At 32.3% G+C, this 26,564-nt stretch carries 26 protein-coding genes; 7 read left to right on the plus strand and 19 right to left on the minus strand.

The features are described from left to right. Nucleotides 1-272: 272 nt before the first annotated feature. A complete protein-coding gene (locus tag LQ675_RS03540; RefSeq protein WP_048539942.1) occupies nucleotides 273-1,775 on the plus strand; it encodes a peptide MFS transporter in 1,503 nt (500 codons plus the stop codon). Nucleotides 1,776-1,814: 39 nt separating this feature from the next. Here LQ675_RS03540 and LQ675_RS03545 read toward each other — a convergent pair whose 3' ends face one another. The 6 genes from LQ675_RS03545 to LQ675_RS03570 all read right to left on the minus strand — a co-directional run bounded on the left by LQ675_RS03545 (nucleotide 1,815) and on the right by LQ675_RS03570 (nucleotide 9,866). Beyond that, nucleotides 1,815-2,396 carry a 5' nucleotidase, NT5C type gene (locus LQ675_RS03545; RefSeq protein WP_048539943.1) on the minus strand — a complete coding sequence of 194 codons (582 nt, stop codon included), beginning with the start codon at nucleotides 2,394-2,396 and terminating at the stop codon, nucleotides 1,815-1,817. 64 nt (nucleotides 2,397-2,460) lie between these two features. After that, nucleotides 2,461-3,528: a histidinol-phosphate transaminase gene (hisC, locus tag LQ675_RS03550; protein ID WP_239726612.1), complete on the minus strand. Its 1,068-nt coding sequence runs from the start codon at nucleotides 3,526-3,528 to the stop codon at nucleotides 2,461-2,463. 102 nt (nucleotides 3,529-3,630) lie between these two features. Next, entirely contained in the window at nucleotides 3,631-5,145 is a 1,515-nt protein-coding gene (locus LQ675_RS03555; RefSeq protein WP_048539945.1) for an ABC transporter permease/substrate-binding protein, read from the minus strand. Continuing rightward, on the minus strand, nucleotides 5,142-6,104 hold the full coding sequence (locus LQ675_RS03560) for an ABC transporter ATP-binding protein (protein WP_048539946.1): 963 nt from the start codon (nucleotides 6,102-6,104) through the stop codon (nucleotides 5,142-5,144). The genes LQ675_RS03555 and LQ675_RS03560 overlap by 4 nt, the downstream gene beginning before the upstream one ends. Nucleotides 6,105-6,193: 89 nt before the next feature. Continuing rightward, nucleotides 6,194-7,972: a DNA helicase RecQ gene (gene recQ, locus LQ675_RS03565; RefSeq protein ID WP_107601988.1), complete on the minus strand. Its 1,779-nt coding sequence runs from the start codon at nucleotides 7,970-7,972 to the stop codon at nucleotides 6,194-6,196. Between the two features lie 22 nt (nucleotides 7,973-7,994). Then, nucleotides 7,995-9,866: an ABC-F family ATP-binding cassette domain-containing protein gene (locus LQ675_RS03570; protein ID WP_239726611.1), complete on the minus strand. Its 1,872-nt coding sequence runs from the start codon at nucleotides 9,864-9,866 to the stop codon at nucleotides 7,995-7,997. Between the two features lie 85 nt (nucleotides 9,867-9,951). Here LQ675_RS03570 and LQ675_RS03575 point away from each other — a divergent pair, with 85 nt between their 5' ends. Beyond that, on the plus strand, nucleotides 9,952-10,767 hold the full coding sequence (locus LQ675_RS03575) for a ZIP family metal transporter (RefSeq protein ID WP_037588700.1): 816 nt from the start codon (nucleotides 9,952-9,954) through the stop codon (nucleotides 10,765-10,767). A 598-nt stretch (nucleotides 10,768-11,365) separates the two neighbouring features. Here LQ675_RS03575 and ltaS read toward each other — a convergent pair. The 6 genes from ltaS to LQ675_RS03605 all read right to left on the minus strand — a co-directional run bounded on the left by ltaS (nucleotide 11,366) and on the right by LQ675_RS03605 (nucleotide 17,846). Beyond that, on the minus strand, nucleotides 11,366-13,306 hold the full coding sequence (ltaS, locus tag LQ675_RS03580) for a polyglycerol-phosphate lipoteichoic acid synthase LtaS (RefSeq protein ID WP_048539950.1): 1,941 nt from the start codon (nucleotides 13,304-13,306) through the stop codon (nucleotides 11,366-11,368). Between the two features lie 200 nt (nucleotides 13,307-13,506). After that, nucleotides 13,507-14,511, minus strand: coding sequence for a 5-oxoprolinase subunit C family protein (locus tag LQ675_RS03585; RefSeq protein ID WP_048539951.1), 1,005 nt, complete (start codon nucleotides 14,509-14,511; stop codon nucleotides 13,507-13,509). Continuing rightward, nucleotides 14,502-15,203, minus strand: a complete 702-nt coding sequence (locus tag LQ675_RS03590) for a carboxyltransferase domain-containing protein (RefSeq protein WP_152291775.1) — start codon at nucleotides 15,201-15,203, stop codon at nucleotides 14,502-14,504. Before LQ675_RS03590 ends, LQ675_RS03585 begins: the two co-directional genes overlap by 10 nt. A gap of 40 nt (nucleotides 15,204-15,243) precedes the next feature. Beyond that, nucleotides 15,244-15,456 (minus strand): hypothetical protein, encoded by a 213-nt coding sequence (locus LQ675_RS03595; RefSeq protein WP_048539953.1) that lies wholly within the window; start codon nucleotides 15,454-15,456, stop codon nucleotides 15,244-15,246. Nucleotides 15,457-15,517: 61 nt separating this feature from the next. After that, a complete protein-coding gene (locus LQ675_RS03600) occupies nucleotides 15,518-17,266 on the minus strand; it encodes a chorismate-binding protein (RefSeq protein WP_048539954.1) in 1,749 nt (582 codons plus the stop codon). Next, nucleotides 17,244-17,846 (minus strand): anthranilate synthase component II, encoded by a 603-nt coding sequence (locus LQ675_RS03605; protein WP_239726610.1) that lies wholly within the window; start codon nucleotides 17,844-17,846, stop codon nucleotides 17,244-17,246. Before LQ675_RS03605 ends, LQ675_RS03600 begins: the two co-directional genes overlap by 23 nt. Before the next feature lie 203 nt (nucleotides 17,847-18,049). Here LQ675_RS03605 and queC point away from each other — a divergent pair, with 203 nt between their 5' ends. Genes queC through queE form a run of 3 tightly spaced genes read left to right on the plus strand, consistent with a single transcriptional unit; the run spans nucleotide 18,050 to nucleotide 19,852 of the window. Then, the gene (gene queC, locus LQ675_RS03610) at nucleotides 18,050-18,718 is read left to right on the plus strand and encodes a 7-cyano-7-deazaguanine synthase QueC (RefSeq protein WP_075577732.1); all 669 of its coding nucleotides are present in this window, start codon (nucleotides 18,050-18,052) and stop codon (nucleotides 18,716-18,718) included. Beyond that, the gene (gene queD, locus LQ675_RS03615; protein ID WP_048539957.1) at nucleotides 18,718-19,149 is read left to right on the plus strand and encodes a 6-carboxytetrahydropterin synthase QueD; all 432 of its coding nucleotides are present in this window, start codon (nucleotides 18,718-18,720) and stop codon (nucleotides 19,147-19,149) included. The genes queC and queD overlap by 1 nt, the downstream gene beginning before the upstream one ends. Further along, complete coding sequence (gene queE, locus LQ675_RS03620) at nucleotides 19,142-19,852, plus strand: 7-carboxy-7-deazaguanine synthase QueE (RefSeq protein ID WP_048539958.1); 711 nt, start codon at nucleotides 19,142-19,144, stop codon at nucleotides 19,850-19,852. The genes queD and queE overlap by 8 nt, the downstream gene beginning before the upstream one ends. Nucleotides 19,853-19,954: 102 nt before the next feature. Here queE and LQ675_RS03625 read toward each other — a convergent pair whose 3' ends face one another. Together LQ675_RS03625 and LQ675_RS03630 are read right to left on the minus strand one after the other, a co-directional pair. Next, nucleotides 19,955-20,623 (minus strand): DUF1129 family protein, encoded by a 669-nt coding sequence (locus LQ675_RS03625; protein ID WP_158259167.1) that lies wholly within the window; start codon nucleotides 20,621-20,623, stop codon nucleotides 19,955-19,957. Next, a complete protein-coding gene (locus LQ675_RS03630; RefSeq protein WP_239726609.1) occupies nucleotides 20,607-20,954 on the minus strand; it encodes a PadR family transcriptional regulator in 348 nt (115 codons plus the stop codon). The genes LQ675_RS03625 and LQ675_RS03630 overlap by 17 nt, the downstream gene beginning before the upstream one ends. A 251-nt stretch (nucleotides 20,955-21,205) precedes the next feature. Here LQ675_RS03630 and LQ675_RS03635 point away from each other — a divergent pair, with 251 nt between their 5' ends. Both LQ675_RS03635 and LQ675_RS03640 read left to right on the plus strand, forming a co-directional pair. Then, nucleotides 21,206-21,781 carry a hypothetical protein gene (locus LQ675_RS03635; RefSeq protein WP_224658808.1) on the plus strand — a complete coding sequence of 192 codons (576 nt, stop codon included), beginning with the start codon at nucleotides 21,206-21,208 and terminating at the stop codon, nucleotides 21,779-21,781. Nucleotides 21,782-21,832: 51 nt separating this feature from the next. Then, nucleotides 21,833-22,081 (plus strand): GlsB/YeaQ/YmgE family stress response membrane protein, encoded by a 249-nt coding sequence (locus tag LQ675_RS03640; RefSeq protein ID WP_025904751.1) that lies wholly within the window; start codon nucleotides 21,833-21,835, stop codon nucleotides 22,079-22,081. Nucleotides 22,082-22,138: 57 nt separating this feature from the next. On the opposite strand, the gene LQ675_RS03645 is transcribed toward LQ675_RS03640, so the two are convergent. The 5 genes from LQ675_RS03645 to LQ675_RS03665 all read right to left on the minus strand — a co-directional run bounded on the left by LQ675_RS03645 (nucleotide 22,139) and on the right by LQ675_RS03665 (nucleotide 26,503). Next, nucleotides 22,139-22,861, minus strand: coding sequence for a YwiC-like family protein (locus LQ675_RS03645; protein WP_107610127.1), 723 nt, complete (start codon nucleotides 22,859-22,861; stop codon nucleotides 22,139-22,141). An 85-nt stretch (nucleotides 22,862-22,946) separates the two neighbouring features. Further along, nucleotides 22,947-23,774, minus strand: a complete 828-nt coding sequence (locus tag LQ675_RS03650) for an aldo/keto reductase (protein WP_107610128.1) — start codon at nucleotides 23,772-23,774, stop codon at nucleotides 22,947-22,949. Between the two features lie 13 nt (nucleotides 23,775-23,787). Continuing rightward, nucleotides 23,788-24,510 carry a pseudouridine synthase gene (locus LQ675_RS03655; protein ID WP_058591642.1) on the minus strand — a complete coding sequence of 241 codons (723 nt, stop codon included), beginning with the start codon at nucleotides 24,508-24,510 and terminating at the stop codon, nucleotides 23,788-23,790. A 328-nt stretch (nucleotides 24,511-24,838) separates the two neighbouring features. Further along, a complete protein-coding gene (locus LQ675_RS03660; protein ID WP_048539963.1) occupies nucleotides 24,839-25,153 on the minus strand; it encodes a DUF3817 domain-containing protein in 315 nt (104 codons plus the stop codon). Between the two features lie 3 nt (nucleotides 25,154-25,156). Continuing rightward, on the minus strand, nucleotides 25,157-26,503 hold the full coding sequence (locus tag LQ675_RS03665) for a hemolysin family protein (protein ID WP_048539964.1): 1,347 nt from the start codon (nucleotides 26,501-26,503) through the stop codon (nucleotides 25,157-25,159). Between the last annotated feature and the right edge of the window lie 61 nt (nucleotides 26,504-26,564).

The following is a 26,564-nucleotide window of genomic DNA, read 5'->3' on the forward strand; positions in this document are numbered from 1 at the left end:
TGTCCCTAACTGCACCTCTTACGGACATTTCTCGGAATTCTGTCCCTAATACCAACATCAAGAGCCCTGCTTCACTCTTATCACACAACAATACGAGTTATACAATTAACTAATATGTGTAAAAATACTTTTTAATGATATATTAATTATTTTAGAATATTCACAATATTAGAACTTATTAAAATTTTATTGAATTTACTAACATATAGGGTTAAAATGTTCTTTAAACTTACCTGACAATCGGGGGAAGTTTAGAAAGGAAGCGATTTTTTATGGGCAAAATGACGCGAGAGGAAATGGTTGAAACTGTCCCTCAACATGGATTTTTTGGACATCCTCGCGGCCTAGGTATATTGTTCTTTGTAGAATTCTGGGAACGTTTTAGTTATTATGGGATGCGTGCAATTTTACTGTATTATTTATACTTTACTGTCAGCCAAGGCGGACTAGGTTTAGATAAAATTACAGCTCAACAAATTATGGCCATGTATGGTTCATTAATATTTATGACAGGTATATTAGGTGGTTGGGTAGCTGATAGATTACTTGGCTCTCGTAGATCATTAATGTACGGTGCAGTACTTATTATGCTAGGTCATTTAGTGTTATCTTTACCGTTTGGTTTAGGTGCATTTCTTATTTCTATGATATTAATCATTGTAGGTTCGGGACTTATGAAACCTAACATTTCAAATGTTGTAGGTGGTTTATATCATAAGAATGATAATAGATTAGATGCAGGTTTTGTTATCTTTTATATGTCAGTTAATATGGGTGCTTTATTATCACCACTTATTATCGACAAAGTACGTGTAAGCGTTGGTTTCCACCAAGGATTCTCAATCGCAGCTTTCGGTATGCTTTTAGCTTTAGTAGCATACATTCTATTCCAAAAAAGAAGTCTTGGGGAAGTTGAAAATTATCCTTCTAACCCACTCAATCATAAAGAAAAAGTTAAATACGCTAAAATGTTTACATATAGTGCAATAGGTATTGTTATTCTTTTAGCTATTTTATATTTAACAGGTTATCTTACATTTAATTCAATCAGTTTAATCGTTTTAATTATCGGTATCGTTATACCATTTGTATACTGGACAATTATGTATAGAAGCCCTGATATAGATCAAACAGAAAAATCAAGATTACTTGCGTATGTACCATTGTTCTTAGCTTCTGTTTTATTCTGGAGTATTCAAGAACAAGGATCAAACGTACTTGGTGTATTCGCGCAAGAACATACACAATTAGATTTAAATGCATATGGTATTAATTTCGTGATACCAGCAGGTTGGTTCCAATCCATTAACCCAATCTTCATTGTTCTATTTGCACCAGTTATTTCATTCTTGTGGCAAAAATTAGGTAAATACAATCCTTCTACACCACTTAAATTTGTAATTGGCTTAGCATTCGCTGGTATTTCATTTATTGCTATGATGATTGCAATGATGATGCAACAAGCTGAACTGATGAATCCAATTTGGTTAGTATTAAGCTTCTTCCTATGTGTTATTGGGGAATTATGTTTATCACCTACTGGATCAAGTGTTTCCGTTAAACTTGCACCAAAAGCCTTTTCAGCACAAATGCTTAGTCTTTGGTTCTTAACGAATGCAACAGCACAAGGTATTAACGGACAATTAGTTAAACTGATCGAGCCGTTAGGACAACAGAACTACTTTGGCTTAATCGGCGCAATCGCAATTGTCGTTTCACTTATTGTATTATCAATGACGCCAAAAATTAAAAAACTTATGCAAGGCATACATTAAAGTAAAAGACATCAGCTTCCCAAGCTGATGTCTTTTACTTTATTTATATGATTCTGATAAAGATTCTTGTTGTTTATTATATTCCCCGTTTTCACCAAAGAAATATGCTTCTACTTCTTTCCAGTTTTGAACTTTTGGCCATTTATCAATATCAATATTATGATCTGCTGCATACATAATAGAATGATTATTGAAGCTTTCTAGTTGTTTAGGATTATCATCAATTAAATAATCTGTATTGACGATACCTTTATCTCCACAAAATACAAAGTGTTGAGGGTCTAAGAATGGCATATGTTCTCTTAGCCAAGCGTATTTATCAGCAAATGATGTTGGTACGTCCATTGCTGCTGTAACAATATATACGTCATAGTATTCATTTAACTTCTGTACAACTTCCACAGCGTCTGGAAATACTTCTAAGTCTCTAAAAAATCCATCTTCTCTTAAAATACTTGTCAAAATACCTTGATGTTCAGGCATCATATTACGGATTTTAGTACCTTTAAGTTCTTCCATAGTAACATTAGAAGAAGTTTCTTCATTGTAACGTCTTAAAAGTTTTTTTATTGTGTCAGCTAGCACTTCATCCATATCGATACCAATTGTTTGCTTCGTCATTATACCTTCTCCTTTATATATCAATGTCTACTAGTATACCAAAGAACGCAATGCCTTTCCTTTATTACGAACTGTGTGTTTTAAAGAATTCTTCTAATACTTGTAACATCTTATCGTTATGTTCACTAAAGCCCATCGTAATACGTATACCATTTGGGAATGGTCTTGTGATAAAGCCTTCTTTTATTAAATAATCATATAATACTTGAGGTTCGTCTGTATTAACGTATATAAAGTTCGTTTGGCTATCGTAAATATGTTCTTTAAAAGGTGCATTTAAGAATTGCTCAATTTCATGACGATTCTTTGTTGTAATGTCTTTTAAGTATGCTTGATCTTTAATCGCGGCATCTGCTGCAACAGCTGAAAGTGATGTTACATTGAATGGTAATCTGACAATATCTAATTGGTCTAATAATGATTCATTAGCGATTGCATAACCAATACGTTGTGCTGCTAATCCATATGCTTTAGAAAGTGTACGTAAGACAACGACTTGATTATATTTTGAAAGCAATTCTAAGCTATTTGGCATGTCTTCAGCAACAGCAAATTCTATATATGCTTCATCTATTAAAACGATAATATCATCTGGTACTTTTTGAATAAATGCTTCTATTGCATCATGAGGCAAATATGTGCCTGTTGGGTTATTCGGATTACAAATCCAAATCAGTTTCGTTTTATCTGTAATTTGTTCATACATTGCATCTAAATCAAAATATCCATCTTTAATTGGTGTTGTTTTAACTTGAGCACTTTCAATAATGGCATGATGTCTATACTGTCCAAATGTCATGTCACTCGTTAAAATTTCATCATCTTTTTCAAGAACTGCTCTTGAAATAATCATAATCACTTCATCTAAACCTGAACCAAAGAATATTTGTTCTTTTTTCACATTGAGAAATGTACTTAATGTTTCTTTCACTTCAAATTGTTTCACTTCTGGATAGTAGAATAATTTATCTAAATTAGCTTTGATTGCTTCTTTAACATTTGGTGAAGGACCATATAAATTCTCATTTGAAGCAAGTTTGACCATGTCTCCATCTATGCCGTATTTTTCTTTTAATTGTCTCGGAGATAACCCCGGTTGGTATGCTTGTAATTCACTTAATTGTTGCTTCATTTTTAGACCTCCAAGTTGAATTATAAAAACGGTAAACCGAAATTTACCGTTTGTTAATTTATTAGTATTATAGACCTAATCATTTTCATAAATCAATGGTATTTAATCGATCAAGTCATTCTTCTGTAAATATTCTTTCGCGACTTGATAAGCATCTTCATCCTTGATTGTCACTCTATAATTCATTTCTTGCATTTCTTCATCAGATATTTTGCCTTTTAGTTTATTCATAGCTTTCACTACATCTGGATGCTCTTTAATTGTTTCTTTTTTCATAAGTGGTGCACCTTGGTATGGTGGGAATAATTTTTTGTCATCTTCCAATACAACCATGCCATATTCTTTAAGCTCAGCATCTGTTGAATATGCATCGATTAAATCAATATCATTACTTTCAAGTGCTTGATATCTTAATTTAGGTTCCATAGTTTTAACATCTTTAAAGTTTAAATCATATTTCTTTTGAATACCTTTGTAACCATCTTCACGGTCATTAAACTCTAAAGTGAAACCAGGTCGAATTTCATCTTCTACCTTACTTAAATCTGAAATAGTTTTAATATTATGTTTTTCAGCATATTCTTTTTTAACTGCTAAAGCATACGTATTATTATATTTCATCGGTTCAAGCAATTGCATATCAAATTTTTTATCAAGACTATTATTAGCTTGATTATATACTTCTTGTTCTGTTGTTGATTTCGGTGTTTCTTTCGTTAACTCACCTAGAACTGTACCTGTGAATTCTAAATATCCATCTATTTCGTCAGACTTTAATGCATTAAATAGGAAAGATGTCTTACCCATACCTGCTTTAACTTCTACAGTGTTGTCAGTTTCTTCTTCAATTAAAATCTTATACATATTTGTGATAACTTCTGGTTCAGATCCTAATTTACCTGCTAATGTGATTTTATCACCTTTTTGAGCAAATAAAGGTATCGTTACAGATAATAAGAATATGACTAATATTGTTCCAAGAATAATTAAAGACTTCTTGTATGAAATTCTTTCTAAAATTCTTAAAAATACATCAAAGAAAATTGCTAAAATAGCTGCAGGAATTGCCCCAAGTAATATAAGAGATGAATTATTTCTATCAATACCTAATAATATTAAATCCCCTAGACCACCAGCACCTATTAAAGCTGCTAATGTTGCTGTACCAATGATTAATACCATTGCTGTTCGAATACCAGCCATCATAACTGGCATTGCAAGTGGTAACTCAACTTTAGACAATCTTCTACCAGTCTTCATACCTATACCACGTGCCGCTTCAATCAATGAAGGATCTACTTCTTTAATACCAGTATATGTATTCCTTAATATTGGTAATAACGCGTATATAACAAGTGCAATAATTGCCGGTATTCGCCCTATACCAAATAGCGGAATCATTAAACCTAGTAAAGCAAGAGATGGTATTGTTTGTAATACAGCTGCGATGTTAATAATAACTTCGGCTAACTTTTTAGTCTTTGTCAGTAATATACCTAACGGAACTGCGATTACGACTGCAATTAAAAGTGCAATAAATGACAATTGAATATGTTCAATTAACGTTTCTAAAAGTTGCCCTTTACGGCTTGAAAGTGTTTCGATTAAGGCATTCATGAAGAAACACCTCTATTCTTTTCAGCTAAATAACTAAACACGTATTGTCTTGTCACAATATGGCTAGGTGATGCATTTTCTGAATCCATCACAATCGCTTCGTGTTCTGCTAATAATCCATATATGTCGTCAATCGTTTGTTCTGGTGAAACTTTAGGATATTGATCAATAGAATGCGTATTTACTTCTGAAATTGGTTGCGCAATATCTCCTAACTTCACTTGCTTTAATACATGCGCATCCACATTACCAATAAATGATTTTACGAAATCATTCTTAGGGCGATGAATAAAGTCTTCTGTCGTTCCAATTTGTTCCACATGTCCTTGATTCAATAAACAAATACGGTCTCCCATTTTCATTGCTTCTTCAATATCATGTGTTACAAAGACGATTGTTTTTTTAATTTGTGATTGAAGTTCGAGTAAATCATCTTGTAAATTCTTCCTGCTAATTGGATCTAGTGCACTAAATGGTTCATCCATTAAGACAACTGGCGGATCGGAAGCTAGTGCACGAATAACGCCAATACGTTGTTGTTGTCCTCCAGATAACTCACTTGGATACCTATCTCGATATGTTTCAGGATCTAAACCGACCATAGTTAGCAATTCATCTACTCTATTCGCAATATCTTTCTTTTTCCACTTCTTCATCTCTGGTACTTGTGCGATATTTTCTTTAATCGTCATATGCGGAAAAAGTGCTATTTGTTGGAGAACATACCCAATGTCCCATCGCATTTCCGCAACATCATATTCACTTATTGGTTTATCGTTAAAATATATAAATCCTTCTGATAAAGGTATTAACCTGTTGATCATTTTAAGTGTTGTAGTCTTTCCACACCCAGAAGGTCCTATAAGTACAAAAAATTCACCTTCATTAATATTAAAACTTACATTATCTACTGCTTTCTTATCCCCGTATATCTTTGAAACAGCTTCAAACTTAATCATTAATAGACACCACATTCCTCTTTTTTATCAATGCTAGAATTTCCTTTATATTATTTACCCTAATTCCACAATAAAATGCCTATTCTTTCTTAAATGGGTTGTTTATAATTTTTAATGGTTTCAATAAATATCGGACAATAGTGTTTCAATTTATAACTTCCAATACCGTCGATTAAAATCATTTCTTTTTTAGATTCAGGTAATCGTTTAGCAAATTGCTCTAAAATTTGGTCAGAGAATATAGAAAGCGGTGAAACTTCTAATTCTTTACTTAAATCTTTTCTAACTTCTATTAATCGATTAAACAATGATCTATCAACATCTGTAATCGTTTGAATATCAACGATTTCTTTCGGTTTAGATTTAAATGGTGTTGTCATAATTTCAACTTTTCCACGCAATACATCCATCGCTTCTTGATCAACACTTAATATTTCTTTATGTTCATTTAAATAGCCTTTATAACGTAATTCATCAAGCAAATGATGACATTCATTCGTCGTATAGTCTTTTAAAATACCATAAGTACTGAGTTCATCATATCCTAAAGACGTTATTTGAGGTGTTTGTTCTCCTCTTAATACTTGTATTATCATATTACGTTTTTCTTTTTGTTTTAATCTCGCGATACAACTTAATATTTTTTGTGCTTCAGTTGTCATGTTATATGATTTTTCTGATTGTAAACAACTAGAACATCTGCCACACTCTTCTAATTTTTCATCAGGATTAAAGTAATGAATCATCATCGCTTCTAAGCATTTAGTCGTCTTCGTATATTGAATCATTTGTCGAAGCTTTTCGCCTTGCTTTTCTTTGTATTCATCATCTGCAGAACTTGAAGAAATGAAGAATTTTTGAAGGTCTATATCACGGTCTGAGAATAATAAGATACATTCACTGTCTAACTGATCACGACCAGCTCGACCAGCCTCTTGATAATATGATTCGATATCTTGAGGCATATTATAATGAATCACGTATCTAACATTTGATTTATCGATTCCCATACCAAAAGCATTTGTTGCAATTGCTAATTTGATATCATCTTCAATAAATTTACGTTGTGCACGTTCTCGTTCATCTTTTGGTAGCCCTGCATGATACATCACATTTTTAATCTCTAAATCATCAAATGTTTCACTTAATTGTTCAACTTGTTTTCGAGTAGAACAATAAATAATACCTGATTGATTAATATTTTTCTTCACATAATCTTTAACAAAATTAAGTCTCTGATATGTATTGTTCACTTTAAAAGTTAAGTTCTCACGTTTAATAGACGTTTCAACAATATCACTTTCAGCAATTCCTAATTTTTGAGAGATATCTTCTTGTACTTCTTTAGTGGCTGTTGCTGTTAATGCCACCAATCTAAAATGATGAGGCAAGCTCATAACATGTGTAATCACTTCTTGATAACTTGGTCTAAAATCATGTCCCCACTTCGAAATACAATGTGCTTCATCAAATGCGATGAGCTGTACATTACATTTATTCAACATTTGTATAAATTTTGGTTGATTAAATCTTTCAGGTGCAATATATAGAAATTTCAACTGTCCTGAGACAAGTTCATTCTCTACTCTTTTTTTCTCTTTAGCTGTTAAAGTACTGTTTAAAAATTCAGCTTTGATTCCCATCGATCTCAAGCTATCAACTTGGTCTTTCATTAATGAAATCAATGGACTAATCACAATCGTTAATCCATCTAAATATAGACCCGGCACTTGATAACAAATCGATTTACCGCCACCTGTTGGCATAACACCTAAAGTGGGACGATGATCAATAACTTTATCAATAATTTCTTTCTGTCCATCTCTAAATTGTTGATATCCGAAATACTCTTTTAAAATATTTTGCATCTATATATACACCTCTATACGCTTATAATCTGTCTGATAAGGATGACCAACGCATATAATCTTCTTCATATTGCGTTTCAATTGATGTCTTTTCATTTGTGAGTTCATTTAATTTTTCATAATTTGTAGCATGTTCAACCATTTCTTGGTCGATTTCTTCTAATCTTGTTTCTATATATTCAATATTTTTCTCAAGTTGTTCTAGTTCACGCTTTTCTTTAAACGATAATCTTACAGAAGTCTTAGGTTTCGTTTCTGTTTTTTGAACTTCTTTATGTTGTTGTGTTGCTTTTTTCTCAATCTCTCTTTTATATTCTAAATAATCTTCAAATGTACCTAACATAGGTTCGATTTGCTTATCATGGATATACCAATATTTATTTGCCACTTTATTTAAGAAATATCTATCGTGACTTACCGTTATAACCGTTCCACCGAACTCATTAATATAAGCTTCTAATATTGTTAAAGTTTCAGTATCTAAATCGTTTGTTGGCTCATCAAGAATTAATACATTTGGTTCGTGAACTAATAGTTTTAGTAAATATAAACGTTTTTGTTCTCCACCTGATAATTTATTAATTTGAGTGCCATGCATCTGACTTGGGAATAGAAATCTTTCTAACAACTGCGTTACAGATACAACTGTGCCATCTTTTTCTTTAGCAACTTCACTTTCTTCTCTTAAATAATCAATCATTCTCTTATCTGAAGTTAAACTTTCGTCTTGCTGTTTAAAATAAGCAATTTTCACAGTTTGACCTGTAATAAGATTACCTTCAAATGTTTGATCTAAGCCACTAATAATATTGAGTAATGTCGTTTTACCTGCGCCGTTTTCTCCAACAATACCAATTCTATCGCCTTTTTGAATAATCGTTGTAAAGTGTTCAAATAATTTTCTATCTCCAACAGATTTAGAAATATCGTCTAACTCAAATACTTGTTTACCGAGACGAGCATGCGCTAAATTCAAACTTGCTTCACCTTGTGTTTTTCTATTTGATAAATCTTCTTCTAACGTATTAAATCGTTGTATTCTTGCTTGTTGTTTCGTTGATCTAGCTTTAGCACCTTGTCTCATCCAATGCAATTCTTGTTTATACAGCGCTTTCTTTTTAACATGTTGTTGTGCTTCAATCTCTTCTTTTTCAGCTCTTGCTTCAATATACGCTTCATAATTACCTGGATAACTTGTAAGTTTACCATTTGAAAGTTCAACAATTCTTGTAGAAACTTGATTTAAGAAATGACGATCATGTGTAACAAACATGATTGTGTGGGGATATTGTTTAATATAGTTAACGAGCCATTCAATTCCTTCAATGTCTAAATGGTTTGTCGGTTCATCTAATAATAATAAATCTGGTTTACGTATTAATTCTTTTGCTAGTGCAACTCTTTTTTTCTGACCACCACTTAATGTAGCTATTTTTTTAAGATAGTCATTTATACCTAGTTTTGATAGAATAGTTTTAACGTCTGCACTGTAATCCCATGCATTTAATCGATCCATATCAGTTTGATATTTCATCATAAAATCTAAATCTTTAGATTCACCCGTCTGTTGATATTGATTTAAAGCATTTTCGTATTTAGAAATCACTTTCGTCAATTCAGTTTCGTTATTTAATACTTCATCGATTACAGTTAAAGATTCATCAAGTTTAGGCTTTTGGCTTGCATATGCAATTTGATATTGGTTAGGGTAAGATGTCTTCGCATCATAATCATCATCAATATTTGCAATAACTTTAAGCAAAGTACTTTTCCCTGTTCCATTGATTCCAACTAAACCAATGCGTTCTTTGTAAGAAATGGATAAATCTAAATCATCAAAAATAATTTTGTCACCATATTGCTTATTAAGTTTTTCAATTTTATATGCTTCCATGAATTAACATCCTTTAGTATTCTCAGTTTTCAATTAATATATTATACACTTTTTTTCACACAAAAGATATGAAGGAGCAAAAACTATGCAACAGATTTTTACAGAACTACCACCATACTTGCAAGCATTATTCGCAGGTATCATCACATGGCTGTTAACAGCATTCGGTGCATCGTTCGTTTACTTGTTCAAAAATATAGACACAAAGGTTATCAATACAATGCAAGGTTTCGCTGCAGGTGTCATGATTGCAGCTAGTTTTTGGTCTTTATTACAACCTTCTATAGAACAAAGTTCACATTCAGCAATGCCTTGGCTTCCAGCCGCAATCGGCTTTCTTTTAGGCGGATTGTTTATTAGACTACTAGACTTTGTCATACCCCATGCACACCAAAATGCAGTTGATAAAAGTCAGCGAGTAGAAGGACCTGACACTAAATTAGGCAAAAACACTTTGCTATTTTTAGCCATCACATTGCATAACATTCCAGAAGGTATGGCCATCGGTGTTGCTTTCGGTGGTGTTGCAACTGGAAACGAAGGTGCAACATTATTAGGCGCACTCGGATTAGCAATCGGTATCGGTATACAAAACATTCCAGAAGGCGCAGCACTATCTATGCCAATCCGTGCTTCAGGTTTATCAAGATGGAAGTCATTTAACTACGGTCAAGCATCAGCATTAGTTGAACCCGTATTCGCAATGCTAGGCGCATTACTAGTTGTCATTGCTACACCAGTATTACCATATGCATTAGCATTCGCAGCCGGCGCAATGATATTTGTTGTTGTAGAAGAACTCATCCCCGAATCACAGTCAGGTAATAACACTGACTTAGCTACATTAGGATTAATGGGTGGATTCACAATAATGATGATATTAGATGTCGCTTTAGGATAGATATTATAGAAATCCCAATCGTGAGGACGATTGGGATTTTTTCATTGATTAATGTGTTGAGGGTTGGGGGTATGGGGGTATGGGCGTTGTGTAGATTGGGTGAATTAGAGATGTCGATGATTTTGGGAATGTCTTGGCTTTAGTTGGAGTTAAGCTAAGAGTTAGGTGATCTCTTGGCTTTATTCAGGCGTTAAGCCATGACTTGGATGATCTCTTGGCTTTATTCAGGCGTTAAGCCATGACTTAGTCTATCTCTTGGCTTTATTAGGAAGTTAAGCCATGACTTGGATGTTTTTTAAATAATCAAAAGTGTTCATTTCTATATAATCATTTTATATTTTTGAAAAAGATGTGAGTTTACTCCTATTTTAACTCACGTCTTTACCAATCTTGTGAGTTTACTACAACTTTAACCCATATTCCTCACTAAAAAGTATATTTTCAGACTCTCACATCTCCTAAATCATGCTTCTCCACCCTACATCACCCACATCACCTTCTATCTCATACATCCCCAGTCACCAACTCACATCTCCCATTTCCAACATAAAAAAGTACCACAAAATCTCATGATTTTGTGGTACTTATCTACTCATAATTATTTTTCTTGATAACCGTTACCGGATTTGTATTCATAGTTTGATGGCTTAACTTTCTTGAAGTCAGGGTTATCATAGAACCTGAATAAGTCTCCGTGTAATAACTGGTCTGATAATTCGAGTTCTTTTTCGACGTTATTTTTATTTTCTTCTAAATCTTTAGGTTTCGTCTTCATAGGTTTATTAGTCTTATTGTCGTACACAGTGCTACCGATTGATTTATATTCTGGCGTTATAAAGTCACCATTTCTAAATGCAACTGTTTGATCGTGTCCTTTAGCTAATAAGTCTGTACCAAACATAATGTAGTTGTTTGACTTAATACCTAATACGTCTAATAGTGTAGGCATTACATCTGTTTGGCCACCGTATGTTTCATCGACGCCACCTTTAAGACCTGGTACTTTCATAAAGAATGGCGTTCTGTTTAAGTCCATGAATTTAGCTGGAGTGATTTCATCTTCACCAAGTAAATTAGCCATTGCTTTATTATGGTTCTCAGAAATACCATAGTGGTCTCCGTATATGATGATTACTGAATCATCATATAAACCTTCTTTTTTAAGTTCTGTCATGAATTTTTCTAATGATTCATCTAAATAACGAGCTGTTTGAATATAACCATCTAATGTTGCACTTCCTGTGTCTGGTTTCTCGATCGTTGCATCTTCTTTACTCAATGTGAATGGGTAATGGTTAGTCAACGTAATTAAATGAGAATAGAATGGTTGTTTTTGTTCTTTTAGATGTGCAATAGATTCATCAAAGAATACTTCATCTTTTAAGCCTAAGTTTTCAAGGTTTTTTTGTTGCATGTCATAATAAGTTGCATCATAGAACTTATCTACACCAAAATGCTTGTACACTTGATCTCTGTTCCAGAATGTTTTGTAATCACCATGCATGACTGATGTTTCATAGCCACCTTGTTGATTTAAAATTGCTGGTAGTGATTGATAAGTGTTGTCACCTTTTAATGAGAATGCTGAACCTTGTGGTAAACCGAAAATACTATTATCCATCGTTAACTCTGAATCGGCTGTTTTACCTTGTCCCGTTTGATGGAAGAAGTTTGGATAGTATTTGTAACCTTTATCACCTTTAGCTAAAGAGTTTAAATAAGGTGTTACTTCTTCACCATTAACTTTGAAGTTAATTAAGAATGATTGGAAACTTTCTAAGTGAATTTTAATAACGTTCTTGTCTTTAGCGATACCAAACGTTTCTTTGTTAGGTTCTTGATATTTCTGCTTTGTATAATTTTTAACTTGCGTTAAATCATCTTCACTTGCCAATGCTTTTTGCGAATTATTTTGAATCGTTTTAACCCCATCATAAACCGTAAAGTTATAAGGTCCTAAATATTTAACTAAATATTTATGGTCAAATGTACGTGTTAATAATTCTGGTCTATCTGATTCAGCAAATGCTAAGTTTAGGAAAAATAGTGCTACTGCTACACCCATAACAACTGGGACAAATTTCTTTGGAAATGCTTTTACTGATAAATTATTTCTCTTAAAGATCAACACAAATAAGAATATGATCGTATCTGTGAAATATATAAAATCGTACCAAGAGAATGAACTATATACCGCACCAGACATTGATTCTACGTTGCTTACTTGATTCAAAGTACTAAATGTTAAGAAATCTGAAAAGAATCTAAAGTACACGACGTTCGCATATAGTAAGAACGATAGTACAAATCCAGCGATAAAAATAAACCAGAACGACTTTCTTCCTTTAAAGAATAAGAATACGCTCAATATTAGCGCAATCAAGCTGTATGGGTTCATTAATAAAATTAAATTCTGTACGAGTCCCTTTACCCCGAGTGACAAATCTACATAATAGGCAAAATAAGTCTTTAACGCTATTGCTAAAATCGTTAGCAAGAAGAATGTAAAGACGCCTATCTTCCTATTTTTAGTTTTCATACCGTTCCTCCGTATCTCAACTCATATCAATTTTCATTATTATTTCATTACATATTATTGAAGGTTGTAATATTCTTGTAATATTTAATGTACAGTATTATAATTTATACTATTTTACAATAAATTTCAACTAAAAACCTAAAATACAAATAAGAAATGTGTAAAAAGTGCACACAATAGACACAATTCACACATGGAAATTACTTGTTTAATTCTTCATTTAATTTATATCTGATGCCGGTTTTAATTTGCTTAACGAATTGAGCATGTTTTCTCATATTGCGTTCCGCTTCTTGTATTGTTATTTTCTTAAAGATGAGTTTTGAACCTTGCTTTTTTTGTGCTAATTTATCGATATGATAAGAAGCAATTGTTCCAATTTGAGGATAACTGGATAATGATTGATGATCATTCAACATCACGACCGGTTGATTCCCTTCATTTAATAGAACAGTACCTTTTTTAACACTTAAAAATGACTGATCGACGATTCTACGATTAATAACGGAGTTTCCTTCTAATGTTAATCCTGTTCGATTAAAGCGATTAGATACTTTATAAACTTGGCTCTCAAGATGCTTAATCTCTGCTTCATTAAAGTGTGTCATACCTTCTCCCGATATAACATGGAATATATCTGTTAAATAATTTAAGGCTAACGTATATTGGTCTACGCCCCATGAAGCTGTTTTGCATTCTTCTAGATTTTCAAATAGCTTTTTTTGTAAAGGGGTGTAGTTACGACACATTTCGATTTCGTCGCCTGCTTGTAAAGTACGACCGTGGTAGCCACCCATTTCTAAGCGGATACTCGTAGATTTTGAACCTAACCATTCTTCAGCAACAATACCACCTGCAATTGCTAAATAACCTCTCGTACCTTTTGAAGCTTCGCCAAATTTTAATACTTCACCTTTGTCCATCAAATGAATTTTATATGGTGCTATTTTCTTACCATCTACAAATGCTGGGAAGTTAGCCCCTGTAAATGCGATTAAAGTTGGTTCTGTAAATTGAATAGATGGCAACTTAATCGTCATTTCGATTATAGCTTCGCCTTCTTCATTACCTACAAGCATATTAGCGAGTCTATGGTTTAATTGATCGATTGAGCCATTTTTAACAATACCAATATGTTGCTGTTTTTGCCTTCCTAAATCTTGAATCGAAGAGTATAATCCAGCTTCTCGAATAATTAATGACATGGCTTATACCCTCCATCCTTGCTTTGTAATTGATCTACAATATTTAAGATGACATCATCACCAAAATTAAGCTTACAAACATTATTTTGTCTATCGTATATTTCAATATTCGTCCAACCAATGACTGGCCATTCACCACTTGTATCAGTTGTCGTAATAAATAATTTATCTCTTTCAATACACAATGATCCTTTAGGGATAAATTGTTTGAACTGTGCATTACCTGAATGCAATCGATGACTTAATCCTGATAAATAAGGACATCCTGGTGTATGACCTATCATTGAAACAAAATAAGTTCTAGATTCCAGCACTTGACTTTGTTCTTCTTCTGACAAGTCAGTTAAAGTATCGAAATCTGGACCATATTCGCCACCCACAATAACATCTATCATAATCGATTCCTTTGTAACTTCTCTATCATTAATGTCTTGTTTTTTCTGATAAATAATACGTTCTACAAATTCAGTCATATATTTAAATGGCTCATTAATATTGTGATTCATCATCATGCTATATGGATGATACACAACCATCAAACTATTTTCGCTTGGTATAACCTCATCTATAAAAGGCATATCTTGATTTAATATTTCTAATCTAAATTCATTAATTTCATGCGTTAGCTGTCTCGAAGGTTCACGATCGCTCATTACAGTTAATGCAGAATCGCCCTTAGGATATATGCGCATTTAAGACACCTCATTCTATTCTGCTATATATAAAGCATCATTATTTACGATAAAATACATCTGTTAAATCAATAAATACATGTGTTAATTGATTTACAAATAAGCCTACAAAAACAATTGTAACGGCAAATCCAATATATAAATACGCAAAACTTTGCTTATTTTTCTCTTTTCTCAATTCACCTAAAACGATGCGCTTTAAGTAAAATGCAATAACAATCACTATTACTAAATATAATAATGTTAAGAACATCTTTATTCACCCGTCCTTATATGATGTTTACTATTTTACTATTTGTATCTTTATATTACCATCATAATTTCAAATCTATTTTAGTCCATTCTCGCAAACTGTTAATCATGAAGATTTCACAATTTGAACTTTCGATATCATTGATTAATTTTTCCACAGTAATATTTTTTTCTTCAATGAGCTTATCCTTTAATAATGCTTGCCTCATACAACCGTTTAAAAATTGTCCATGATATGGAGGTGTGACATATGCATCACCTTTTTTAATAACAACATTACCAATATCAAATTCTGTTAATTCATTCTCTTCATTATAATACAATATGACATCTGTATCATGATTATGTTGAAAATGCTGACGTTCAGTTGTTTTGTGTATGGTATAAATAGAAGAAACTGGTGTACTTGGTAACAACTGAGCTGTTAAAGATTGAGATGAGTCAACTATTGGTGATGTTTCAGCATCAAATGTACCATCCGAATTTAATTCTACTCTTAATTTATATGTGCCATCTACATAATGATTAACCATGTCATTAAGCATAATATCCCACTTATCTTTATTGAATTGAATATTTAAAGCTTCAGCACTTGTAGAAATTCTGTGCGTATGTTCGTGACGTCTTTGGACTATTCCATTTTCTAATCTCATCGTTTCAATAAGATTTACATGTCTGCTTTCTAATATTTTAGATTTCATTTTGAATTCCTCAATTTCAGCTTCAGCATTTGAATCTATTGTGATACCAGCTCCAACACCATAAACTGCTCTTTCTGAATTTGAATGTATCGTTCTGATTGGAACATTAAAAATCATTCTGTTATCAGGTAACAACAAACCTATCGCTCCACAATATATACCTCTTGGTCTATTCTCTAATCGTTTGATAATGGCCATCGTTGATTCTTTTGGTGCACCCGTTATCGAGCCACATGGGAACAGCGCTTGAATTAGATTAAATAATGAATGCTGTGCTTTCAATTGACTTCGAATCGTGCTGGTCATTTGATATACCGTTTGATAAGGTTCGATTTTAAATAAATCAATGGCATTAACCGTACCAACTTCAGAAATTTTACTTAAATCATTTCTAAGTAAATCTACAATCATGACATTTTCTGCTCTATCTTTTTTAGAATGCTTAAGTTGTTCATAATTTGTTTGATCTTCTGCTTTATGATTTCCTCTTGAAATTGTACCTTTCATTGGTTTCGTTAATATTGTGTTTGGCCTTTGTTGATAAGGACCATATTGAAAGAAAAGTTCTGGTGAAATCGACATAATAGTTTCATCCTCAAGTTCAATATATGCTTGATAATCTCCATTAGCATCCTCTGTGAGTGATTGGTAATATGCATATCCATGACGAATCGGTTCTGATTCAAGTTGTGTCGTATAATTAACTTGATACGTATTTCCTAGTCTAATTTCATCTTGAATAGCATGTATATTGTTTGCTAAACGTTCATCTGAATCTGTTCTTCGCCATTCAATATGTTCATTTATATATGTATGATACGTTTTATTATTAAAGTGTGAGACGGGTTGTTCGAATACTTGAATACTCCCATAATGATGAGACGCTTTATAAACATTTAACGCTGAATCAAAAGCAGCTGCGCTTTCATATGGTAAAGTCATAACAACATAGTACCCTTCCTTTTGATAGCGCTCTGCTTCATGCACAAGGTCTGATACTTCTTCAATCGTTCTTGCATATTTAATAACAACGGGATTCTCAAATTTATAATCTAATTTCTCTTCTATTTGACTGTCTGTAATATACTTAAATTGTATATGTGTCTTCAATCTCTACACCTGCCTTTACTAAGAAATTCGCAATTTGTTCTAATCCATATTCACTTAATATAGCTTCCGGATGGTACTGTACCGCTTCAATTGGCAAATGTTGATGTCGTATAGCCATCGGGATACCTTCTTCTAACCATGCCGAAACCTTAAACCCTTCAGGTATATGGTGCTTATCTGCTATTAAAGAATGATATCTTGCCACTTCAAATGATTCAGGCAATCCTTCAAAAATACCTTTCCCATCATGTTTAATCGTAGCTGTATGGCCATGTACCGGACGCGGGCCTTTTACGACTTTGCCACCAAAAGCAGATATCAATAATTGAAAACCAAGACATACACCTAAGATGGGGACATCTGTATAAATAGATTGAAGAAATGTCTTTAACTGTACATAATCATCTGGATGACTAGGGCCAGGTGAAATGATCATAGCGTCTGGATTAATTGCACGTACAACATCACAAGTTGCCTCTTCAGATTTCAATATTTTTATTTGTTCATTTTTTGTCAGTATATTAATATACTCGATAATGTTATATGTAAATGAATCATGGTTATCTATCATTATAATCATATGTTTATTCGCACTTCTTTCGTTAATTTCATGTCAATCATACCATATACTAAACTTGCTTTTACAATTTGATTATATTATCATTTGTATATTCAATAAACTAAGAGGTTACTAGCTTACACCCTCTATAAAAAACTAGACACCTACGTCTACCTTTTTATAGAAGGCAGGCTTTTTTTATGCCTTTATAAAGGAGAAACACTATGTCAGAAACATTTAAAAATGAAAAAGCAGTTGTTGTGTTCAGTGGCGGACAAGATAGTACAACATGCTTATTCTATGCGAAAAAACATTTTAAAGAAGTAGAATTAGTTACCTTTCAATATGGCCAACGCCATGATTTAGAAATTAAAGTTGCTGAAGACATTGCGAAAGAACAAGGATTAAAGCATCATATTCTAGATATGTCACTACTTTCACAACTATCTCCTAACGCACTAACAGACCATTCAATGCAAATTGAAAATGACGAAAATGGTATACCTAATACATTTGTGCCAGCACGTAATTTGCTATTCTTATCATTTGCCGGTGCATTAGCATATCAAATTGGTGCTAAACATATTATTACAGGTGTTTGCGAAACAGACTTTAGTGGGTATCCAGATTGTAGAGATAGCTTTATTAAATCTATGAACTTGTCACTTAACTTATCAATGGATAAAGATTTCGTCATTCATACACCGCTTATGTGGTTGAATAAAAAAGAAACTTGGGCACTAAGTGATCAATTAGGTGCATTAGACTATGTTAGAGAAAAAACATTAACGTGTTATAACGGTTTAATGAGTGATGGTTGCGGTGAATGTCCTGCTTGTAAATTAAGAAAACAAGGATTAGACCAATACCTAGAAACGAAAGGAAGTTTATAATGTTACAACAAATCTATCCGAGCGTTCAACACCCTTATGCTTTCGAACTGAATAAAGACTTTAATTTTTCAAGTGCACATTATATTCCACACGAAGAAGCCGGTAAATGTATGAATGTACATGGACACACATATTTTGTTAATTTAACAATTGCTGGCGATGAATTAGATAAGATGGGATTTTTAGTGAACTTTAGCGAATTAAAATCATTAATTCATAAACGTTATGATCATCAACTTTTAAATGACTTTGAAGAGTTTAAAGATCATAGTCCTTCAACTGAACAAGTTGCTCAAACAATTTATAATATCGTTCAAGCATCTCTAGATAAGCGCGATAATCAACCTAAATGTGTCCAAGTATTTGTGAGAGAAACACCTACAAGTTATGTCGTTTACCGTCCAACTAAGAAAGGTGACAACAATGCCTAAAATACCAGTGTTAGAAATCTTCGGTCCAACGATTCAAGGTGAAGGTGCAGTCATTGGTCAAAAAACGATGTTTGTTAGAACAAGTGGTTGTGATTATAGATGTAGTTGGTGCGATTCAAGTTTCACATGGGATGGCTCTGCTAAAGATGATATTCGATTACTTGAACCAGAAGATATTATTTCTGAATTAGATCAACTCGCTCCAAATAAATATCAACACGTTACGATATCAGGTGGTAACCCTGCTCTGATTAAAAATATAGGCCCGTTCGTAGAAGCTCTTAAAGCACGCAATATAAAGACCGCACTTGAAACTCAAGGGTCTAAATTCCAAGAATGGATGACGCTAATCGATGACTTAACGATTAGTCCTAAGCCACCAAGTTCTGGTATGAAACCTAATTTAACAATTCTAGATGAAGTTATCGCACAATGTGTAGAAGAAAGTCTTTCACTTAAAGTTGTGATTTTCGACGAAGATGACTATCAATTTGCTAAAGATATACACAAACGATATCCTTCTATCCCGTTCTATTTACAAGTAGGTAATCCGTATCTAGACGATAGCGTTTCAAACCATACTGAGAAATTACTCGAAAAATATGAACAACTGATTGATAAAGTAATGAATGATACTTTAAATGATATTTTTGTTCTACCACAGCTACATACGCTGTTATGGAGTAATAAAAAAGGTGTTTAATATTTCCTAGGAAATATTAAACACAGTATAAAATAAGCACATCACTAACTTGAAAATGCTCGTTAAGTGATGTGCTTATTTATTTTGGTTTATTATTCTTATTTATACAGCTTTTGGCTGTCTTTTCATGACTTTATATATAGCATAAATTGCTATACCTAATATTAGAAAGATCCACCAAGGAATATAAACTTTCATCATATCTTTAAATACAAGGTTAGGTACTAATATTAGAATTGCTGGTATAACACCAACTAATAGTCCAGCATATGCTGATTCTTTTATCTTCTTATATTTAGATTTATCAAAGATATATCTTTGGATAATATTGAATAATGCTTTAACAATAAAGAATCCACCTATTGGTACGATAAGTAAAAGGAAAAGTGTAGATATAAGTGGTGTCCTATAATCAACAAATATACCTACTATACCTGTAATAACAAAATATACACTATAGAAGTAAGCTACACCCATTCCTACCATTTTTAAAATTGCTTTATTAGATTCATTCGGTAGTTCATTTAATATATCATCAGCATGACCTTTAACATCATGACCGAAAAATTCAATTGCAGTTGTGCCATTTGAAACAGCTTCTAATAAATGATCAAGGACATCCATTAATATGACTTCTGATTCATGTTCATTTACTCTTAAATCCGTTCTAACATATAATAAGAAATCTTCATAAACTTCTAAATCCACTTCATTTAACTGCTTTCTCTTCTCGTTGTTTTCTTTGACCAGTTGTTTAGTTGTTCTTGACATCTTCATTGCTCCCTTTTAACAATTTTGTAATAGGATCTTTAATTTCAAGCCATTCTTTTCGTACGATTTCTAATTCTTCGCGACCTTTATCTGTAATATAATAATATTTTCTTTTAGGTCCTTGTTCACTATGCTTAAACTCACTATAAATAAAATCCTTCTTTAATAATCTAAGTAAAATAGGATATATCGTTCCTTCACTTACATCGGTAAATTGATGTTCATTTAATTTGCGAGATAATTCATAACCGTATACTGGTTGAGATTGTATTATAGATAAAATACAAGCATCTAATAACCCTTTTCTCATCTGTGTCTTAATTGTCGACATCTTAATAACCTCTTCCAATTTTTACAGCTATTTTGTATTACAATATAGCTTACTTTTATACTATTAGAGTTTAATTCATTTGTCAAAGCGTCTTTAAATTTTTTTACAAAACATATATTTAGTGATTATATGTTTAGAAATTGTTATAATTCTTAGATGAGACTATTTTAAGGCAGGAGACAGATATGGCATTCCTCGTTTCAATTAATATCATTCTGTGTATCGTCTTGATGTCATATAACTTTGTAGTAATGAATAAGAAATCGCGTATCAATCATTACGCAATTTCAATCACAATTGCTTTGAATGGTTTAATATCCTTTATAATCATCAAAGAAATCAACTTCATCACGATTGCAGTAACGACTATGTTACTTATATGGGCATTTTTACATACATGGATTCAAATTAAATACGTTCCAAACTACATTGAAAATCAATATTTCGTACTTTATATCATTACAATTGTATTTAGTATGTCTTTAAACATTGTTTACTTAGATAGTACACTTTCAATTTATCAATCAGTACCTTATTTAGGTGTCAGTTTATTTATATTTGGACAAATCATTGCTTATTTATCGTTATTCACAGAACCTATTGAATCAGACGGTAAAAGGCTCGCAAAAATCTACCAAAATGGTATATATCGATACTTTATTCACCCACGTTTAGTTGGTGAGATATTATCGATTGTAGCGTTAATATGTATGATTGTCCTTACGCCTCATTGGTTTCTATTAATACCAGTGTTCCTTTTTTATATTATGTTTATTTTATGGCAAAAGTTATTCAAAACTTCTTATTATGTTTCACATAGTGAATAACAGGGTACTTAAATATAGAAATAAGAAATATAATTAAGGAGGTACACTCAAATGGGCTTTATATTAATGTTAATCGTAGGTGGACTAATAGGTTGGCTAGCAGGTGTTATATTAGGTAAAGATATACCTGGCGGCATAGTAGGTAATATTATTGCCGGTTTAATTGGTTCAGCGATTGGTGGTTCTTTACTTGGAGATTTAGGTCCAGTATGGGGTGGCGTCGCAATCATACCAGCACTAATCGGTTCAATTATTTTAATTCTTGTATTATCATTTATTTTGAAATTGATCAAAAAATAATCAATCTTCAATTAATAGATAAAGTTAAAGCAACCATTTGCGGATGGTTGCTTTTATTTAATGTAGAAATATAGATCCTACTACTAATACAAATACTGAATTAGCTATTTCAATTAAGCCTACATGCATAATTTTTATTTTCTTACCATATAGAACGATTGATCGTATTAAACTCGGTATATACATCAACATAACTAGTGGATGTATAAAGAACCCTACAACAACTATACATAAGTGATAAATCCAAGATGACCATTTATATTTTACGGATTTTTTCTCTCTAATCATCGTCTTAACGTATAAAATTGTACCGAAGAAATATAAGAAACTTAATATAAAGACTCGTAACCAAGATTGTACATCTGTTATAGATACATTTAATAACGCACTGATCACACCAAATAAACAAAATATCAAAACAGCTATTAAATCATTAGTAAATGCTCTTTCATTTTTCTTTTTAGCAAAATAGGCATTAAATAATGATAAAGGTACCATCAGTAGAAAAATCCATATCGTAACAGGTTTATGTAATACGATTGGTATAAAAGATATGACGACAATCAAAGCAAATATGCCTGCCGTATAAATATAACCTATTATTTTCTTCCTTTTCTTTAAGTAGAAGAAGATTTGATCACTCATGAAATAAGATGCCAGTATACCTAAATACAATAATAAATGAAAGTATGTAAAACCAGTTGCTGCAATTCCGAATGCGATTGGTAGTACAATCATTGACCATACACCATGTTGATTTGGTTTTTTAAATTTAAACAAATAAAACACCTCCACAGTTTCATTTTACTAAAAGATGCATATGAAATACATCTTAATTCAAACAAATCTGTGAAGGTTCTATATTTTACTTCATATCTCCAATTTTAACTTCATCTGGATCTCTAAATTGTCGTTCATCTGTATTTAATTGGTCGATTTTGTCTAAATCTTCATCACTCAATTCAAAATCAAATACATCAAAATTCTCTCTGATTCTATTATCGTTTTGAGATTTTGGAATAACGAGTCTACCTTGTTGTAGATGCCATTTAATAATAACTTGTGCAACAGTCTTATTATACTGATCTGCTATACTTTGTAAATCTGCGTTTTTTAACCATTCGCCACCTCTCATTAGAGGACTCCATGCCATTAATTTAATACCTTTACTTTCACAATATGCTTGTAATACTTTTTGATTAAATAATGGATGAAATTCAACTTGGTTAACTGCAGGTACAATTTCAGTTTCAGCTAATAATTTATCTAAATGATGTTCTTTAAAATTACATACACCAATCGCTTTAATTTTACCTTCTTTATATAACGTTTCTAATGCTTTATACGTCTCAATAAACAATCCGTCTTCAGGACATGGCCAATGAATTAAATACATATCGATATACGTAAGTTGCAATGATTCTAATGAGTCATTAAACGCTTTAATAGTCGAATCATAACCTTGGAAGTCATTCCATAATTTAGTTGTAATAAATAAATCTTCTCGATTGATATTTAATGTTTTTAAAGCTGCGCCTAATGCTTTTTCATTTTTATAAAACCAAGCTGTGTCTATCGCTCGATATCCTGCATCCATTGCTGTATGGACAACTCTTTCAACATCTGCATCTTCAATTTTGTATACGCCTAAACCTAATTCTGGTATCTCTACATTATTATTTAATTTAACCATTTTATTATCCCCTTTATTTAGATGTCATACGGTCTCTTTTAGGTGTATAAGCGAGCGAACGTGTTAGTTCTTCAAATTCTTCTTTCGTTAAATCACGCCATTCACCATATTTAATACCATCTAGCTTAATGTTCATGATACGAATTCTTTTTAATTTTTTAACATTATATCCTAACGTTTCACACATACGTCTAATTTGACGATTCAAACCTTGTGTTAAAACAATCTTAAATGTTCTATCATTAATTTGTGATACTTTCGCTGGGAGCGTCTTTTGATTTAAAATTTCAACACCTTCAGACATTTGCTTTAAGAAGTCTTTCGTTAATGGCTTATCTACTGAAACGACATATTCTTTTTCATGATGATTTTCAGCACGTAATATTTCATTCACTATATCACCATCACTTGTCAGGAGTAATAATCCTTCTGAATCTTTATCTAATCTACCAATATGAAAAATTCTTTCATGATGATCAACGTAGTCTACAACGTTACCTTTAACATGTCTTTCAGTAGTAGATGTGATACCACGTGGTTTATTAAGTGCTATATATACATAACCTTTATCAATTGTAATAACTTCACCATCAACCTTCACAACATCCGTACTTTCAACTTGAGACCCTAGTGTCGCATATTCGTCATTAATTTGAACGCGATTAGCACTTATCCATTTATCAGCACCTCTCCTCGAACATACACCAGCTTCACTTAGAAATTTATTTATTCTCATAAAAATGGTTCCTCTCTCAATCTATCTACTATATTCCCTATTTTACATGATGATCTTCATTAAAACAAAACAGTATGCGTCTATTTTGGACTTCTGACGACATTTGTATAGGCTGCCTTAGTTACACTTCAGCCTACTTTTGTTACTATGGGCTGCCTTAGTTACACTTCAGCCTACTTTTGTTACTATGGGCTGCCTTAGTTACACTTCCACCGACTTTTGTTACTATGGGCCGCCTTAGTTACACTTCGCCTGACTTTTGTAATTCATGCAATAAAAAAAGAGCACAGGAATTAAATATCTGTCCCATGCTCTTAATATCAATTTATTATTGCGTTATCTTTTCATAAGATTTGCCATTTACAAAGAAATGATCAAATATAAATGTTCCAAAAGGAATAAATGCTACTATAAAAGCAATGACTGGCCACTTTATATGAATTCTAACAATAAGTGCCATTACCAATATCATGATGACATACATTGAAAATAATCCGCCATGTATCATGCCTAATACTGAAACTACATTTGGATTACTCAACATATACTTGATAGGCATTGCTATAAATACTAATAACAGTAATGATCCACCTTCTAAATATCCTGTAAACCTAAATAATGATGTTAATGTAGTTTTGCTCACTTTTTAATCCTCGTCTTCTTCGTCTTCGTCAAATATACTTTTTCTTTCTTTTATAAAATCTTTGTGTAAAGCAACTGTCTTAATTTGATGATTTTCAACATCAATGACAACCCATTTATCAAATTCTGTATCGACATAGTCGTCTTTTTCAATTTCTGGGTTATGCGCTTGTAACCAACCACCGATTGTATCAATATCGTCTGAATCTACGAAATCAATTCCGAATTTTTCTTCTAGTTCTGATAAAGTTACACGTCCATTAATTTGGTAAGTATCTTCACCAGTTTGAATGATATCATTTACTTCATCATCATCAAATTCATCACGAATTTCACCAACGATTTCTTCTAATATATCTTCCATCGTGATGACACCAGCTGTACCACCATATTCATCAATAACTAACGCCATATGCACATGATCTTTCTGCATTTTTACTAATGCATCACTAATTCTTGTAACTTCGTGAATAAGCGGCAAGTCATGTACGTAGTTATTAATTTTAATTTGTTCACCTGAAGCATATTCTGTTAAAAATTCTTTAACATTTATAAATCCTTTAATATGGTCTTTATCACCATCTTCAGTAATTGGGTAACGTGTATAATGATGCTCATTTATAATTTCTAATAATTCTTCAATATTAAATGGTTCTGTTAATGTAACCATTTGTGTTCTAGGTACCATGATATCTTTTGCTAATCTTTCATCGAATGAGAAAATATTTTGCATATAAGCTAATTCAGTGTGATTGATTTCACCACTTTGATAGCTTTGAGTCATGATAAGCTTTAATTCTTCTTCTGACATTGCTTGTTCTTCGTTAGTAGGTTGAATACCTATTGTTCTAACTAGAATACGTGCTGCACCATTCATTGACCAAATTAACGGTTTCATAACAATACCGAAATAATATAATGGTCGGCCGAAGACAAGTGTAAGTCTTTCTGCCTGTTGAATTGCTACCGTTTTTGGTGCTAATTCACCAACTACTACATGGATAAACGTTACAATTAAGAAACTGATCGCTATGGAGAAAGTTGTTGTTAATGCGTCTGGTAAGTTAAAGAAGTCTAATACAGGATGTATTAATACTTCAAATGTTGGTTCACCAATCCAACCTAATCCAAGTGATGTTACAGTAATACCAAGCTGACATGCAGATAAATAATAATCTAGTTCTTTGATCATTTTATGTACAATTTTAGCTGATTTACTTCCTTCAGAAATTAATTGTTCAATTCTAGTTATACGCACCTTTACAAGTGCGAATTCAGATCCTACAAATACCATTGTAAATGCAATTAATATAAAGAATACAATAAAGTTTATTATGGTCGAAATTTCCAATTAGTTCCCTATTTCTAGGGATTCACCTCCAAATATTTTGCGGTGACGCTATGGCCACCTT

Origin of the sequence: Mammaliicoccus sp. D-M19 (assembly GCF_022386695.1) — a bacterium.
GTDB classification, from domain to species: domain Bacteria; phylum Bacillota; class Bacilli; order Staphylococcales; family Staphylococcaceae; genus Mammaliicoccus; species Mammaliicoccus sciuri.

What these genes read in the sequence shown, in the direction of transcription:
- LQ675_RS03590 (WP_152291775.1), bottom strand. Translation starts at nt 15,203, where the DNA reads ATGCGCATATATCCTAAGGGCGATTCTGCATTAACTGTAATGAGCGAT.
- LQ675_RS03585 (WP_048539951.1), bottom strand. Translation starts at nt 14,511, where the DNA reads ATGTCATTAATTATTCGAGAAGCTGGATTATACTCTTCGATTCAAGAT.
- queE (WP_048539958.1), top strand. Translation starts at nt 19,142, where the DNA reads ATGCCTAAAATACCAGTGTTAGAAATCTTCGGTCCAACGATTCAAGGT.
- queD (WP_048539957.1), top strand. Translation starts at nt 18,718, where the DNA reads ATGTTACAACAAATCTATCCGAGCGTTCAACACCCTTATGCTTTCGAA.
- queC (WP_075577732.1), top strand. Translation starts at nt 18,050, where the DNA reads ATGTCAGAAACATTTAAAAATGAAAAAGCAGTTGTTGTGTTCAGTGGC.
- LQ675_RS03630 (WP_239726609.1), bottom strand. Translation starts at nt 20,954, where the DNA reads ATGTCGACAATTAAGACACAGATGAGAAAAGGGTTATTAGATGCTTGT.
- LQ675_RS03640 (WP_025904751.1), top strand. Translation starts at nt 21,833, where the DNA reads ATGGGCTTTATATTAATGTTAATCGTAGGTGGACTAATAGGTTGGCTA.
- hisC (WP_239726612.1), bottom strand. Translation starts at nt 3,528, where the DNA reads ATGAAGCAACAATTAAGTGAATTACAAGCATACCAACCGGGGTTATCT.
- LQ675_RS03555 (WP_048539945.1), bottom strand. Translation starts at nt 5,145, where the DNA reads ATGAATGCCTTAATCGAAACACTTTCAAGCCGTAAAGGGCAACTTTTA.
- LQ675_RS03605 (WP_239726610.1), bottom strand. Translation starts at nt 17,846, where the DNA reads ATGATTATAATGATAGATAACCATGATTCATTTACATATAACATTATC.
- LQ675_RS03575 (WP_037588700.1), top strand. Translation starts at nt 9,952, where the DNA reads ATGCAACAGATTTTTACAGAACTACCACCATACTTGCAAGCATTATTC.
- LQ675_RS03570 (WP_239726611.1), bottom strand. Translation starts at nt 9,866, where the DNA reads ATGGAAGCATATAAAATTGAAAAACTTAATAAGCAATATGGTGACAAA.
- recQ (WP_107601988.1), bottom strand. Translation starts at nt 7,972, where the DNA reads ATGCAAAATATTTTAAAAGAGTATTTCGGATATCAACAATTTAGAGAT.
- LQ675_RS03650 (WP_107610128.1), bottom strand. Translation starts at nt 23,774, where the DNA reads ATGGTTAAATTAAATAATAATGTAGAGATACCAGAATTAGGTTTAGGC.
- ltaS (WP_048539950.1), bottom strand. Translation starts at nt 13,306, where the DNA reads ATGAAAACTAAAAATAGGAAGATAGGCGTCTTTACATTCTTCTTGCTA.
- LQ675_RS03545 (WP_048539943.1), bottom strand. Translation starts at nt 2,396, where the DNA reads ATGACGAAGCAAACAATTGGTATCGATATGGATGAAGTGCTAGCTGAC.
- LQ675_RS03595 (WP_048539953.1), bottom strand. Translation starts at nt 15,456, where the DNA reads ATGTTCTTAACATTATTATATTTAGTAATAGTGATTGTTATTGCATTT.
- LQ675_RS03635 (WP_224658808.1), top strand. Translation starts at nt 21,206, where the DNA reads ATGAATAAGAAATCGCGTATCAATCATTACGCAATTTCAATCACAATT.
- LQ675_RS03655 (WP_058591642.1), bottom strand. Translation starts at nt 24,510, where the DNA reads ATGAGAATAAATAAATTTCTAAGTGAAGCTGGTGTATGTTCGAGGAGA.
- LQ675_RS03540 (WP_048539942.1), top strand. Translation starts at nt 273, where the DNA reads ATGGGCAAAATGACGCGAGAGGAAATGGTTGAAACTGTCCCTCAACAT.
- LQ675_RS03625 (WP_158259167.1), bottom strand. Translation starts at nt 20,623, where the DNA reads ATGTCAAGAACAACTAAACAACTGGTCAAAGAAAACAACGAGAAGAGA.
- LQ675_RS03560 (WP_048539946.1), bottom strand. Translation starts at nt 6,104, where the DNA reads ATGATTAAGTTTGAAGCTGTTTCAAAGATATACGGGGATAAGAAAGCA.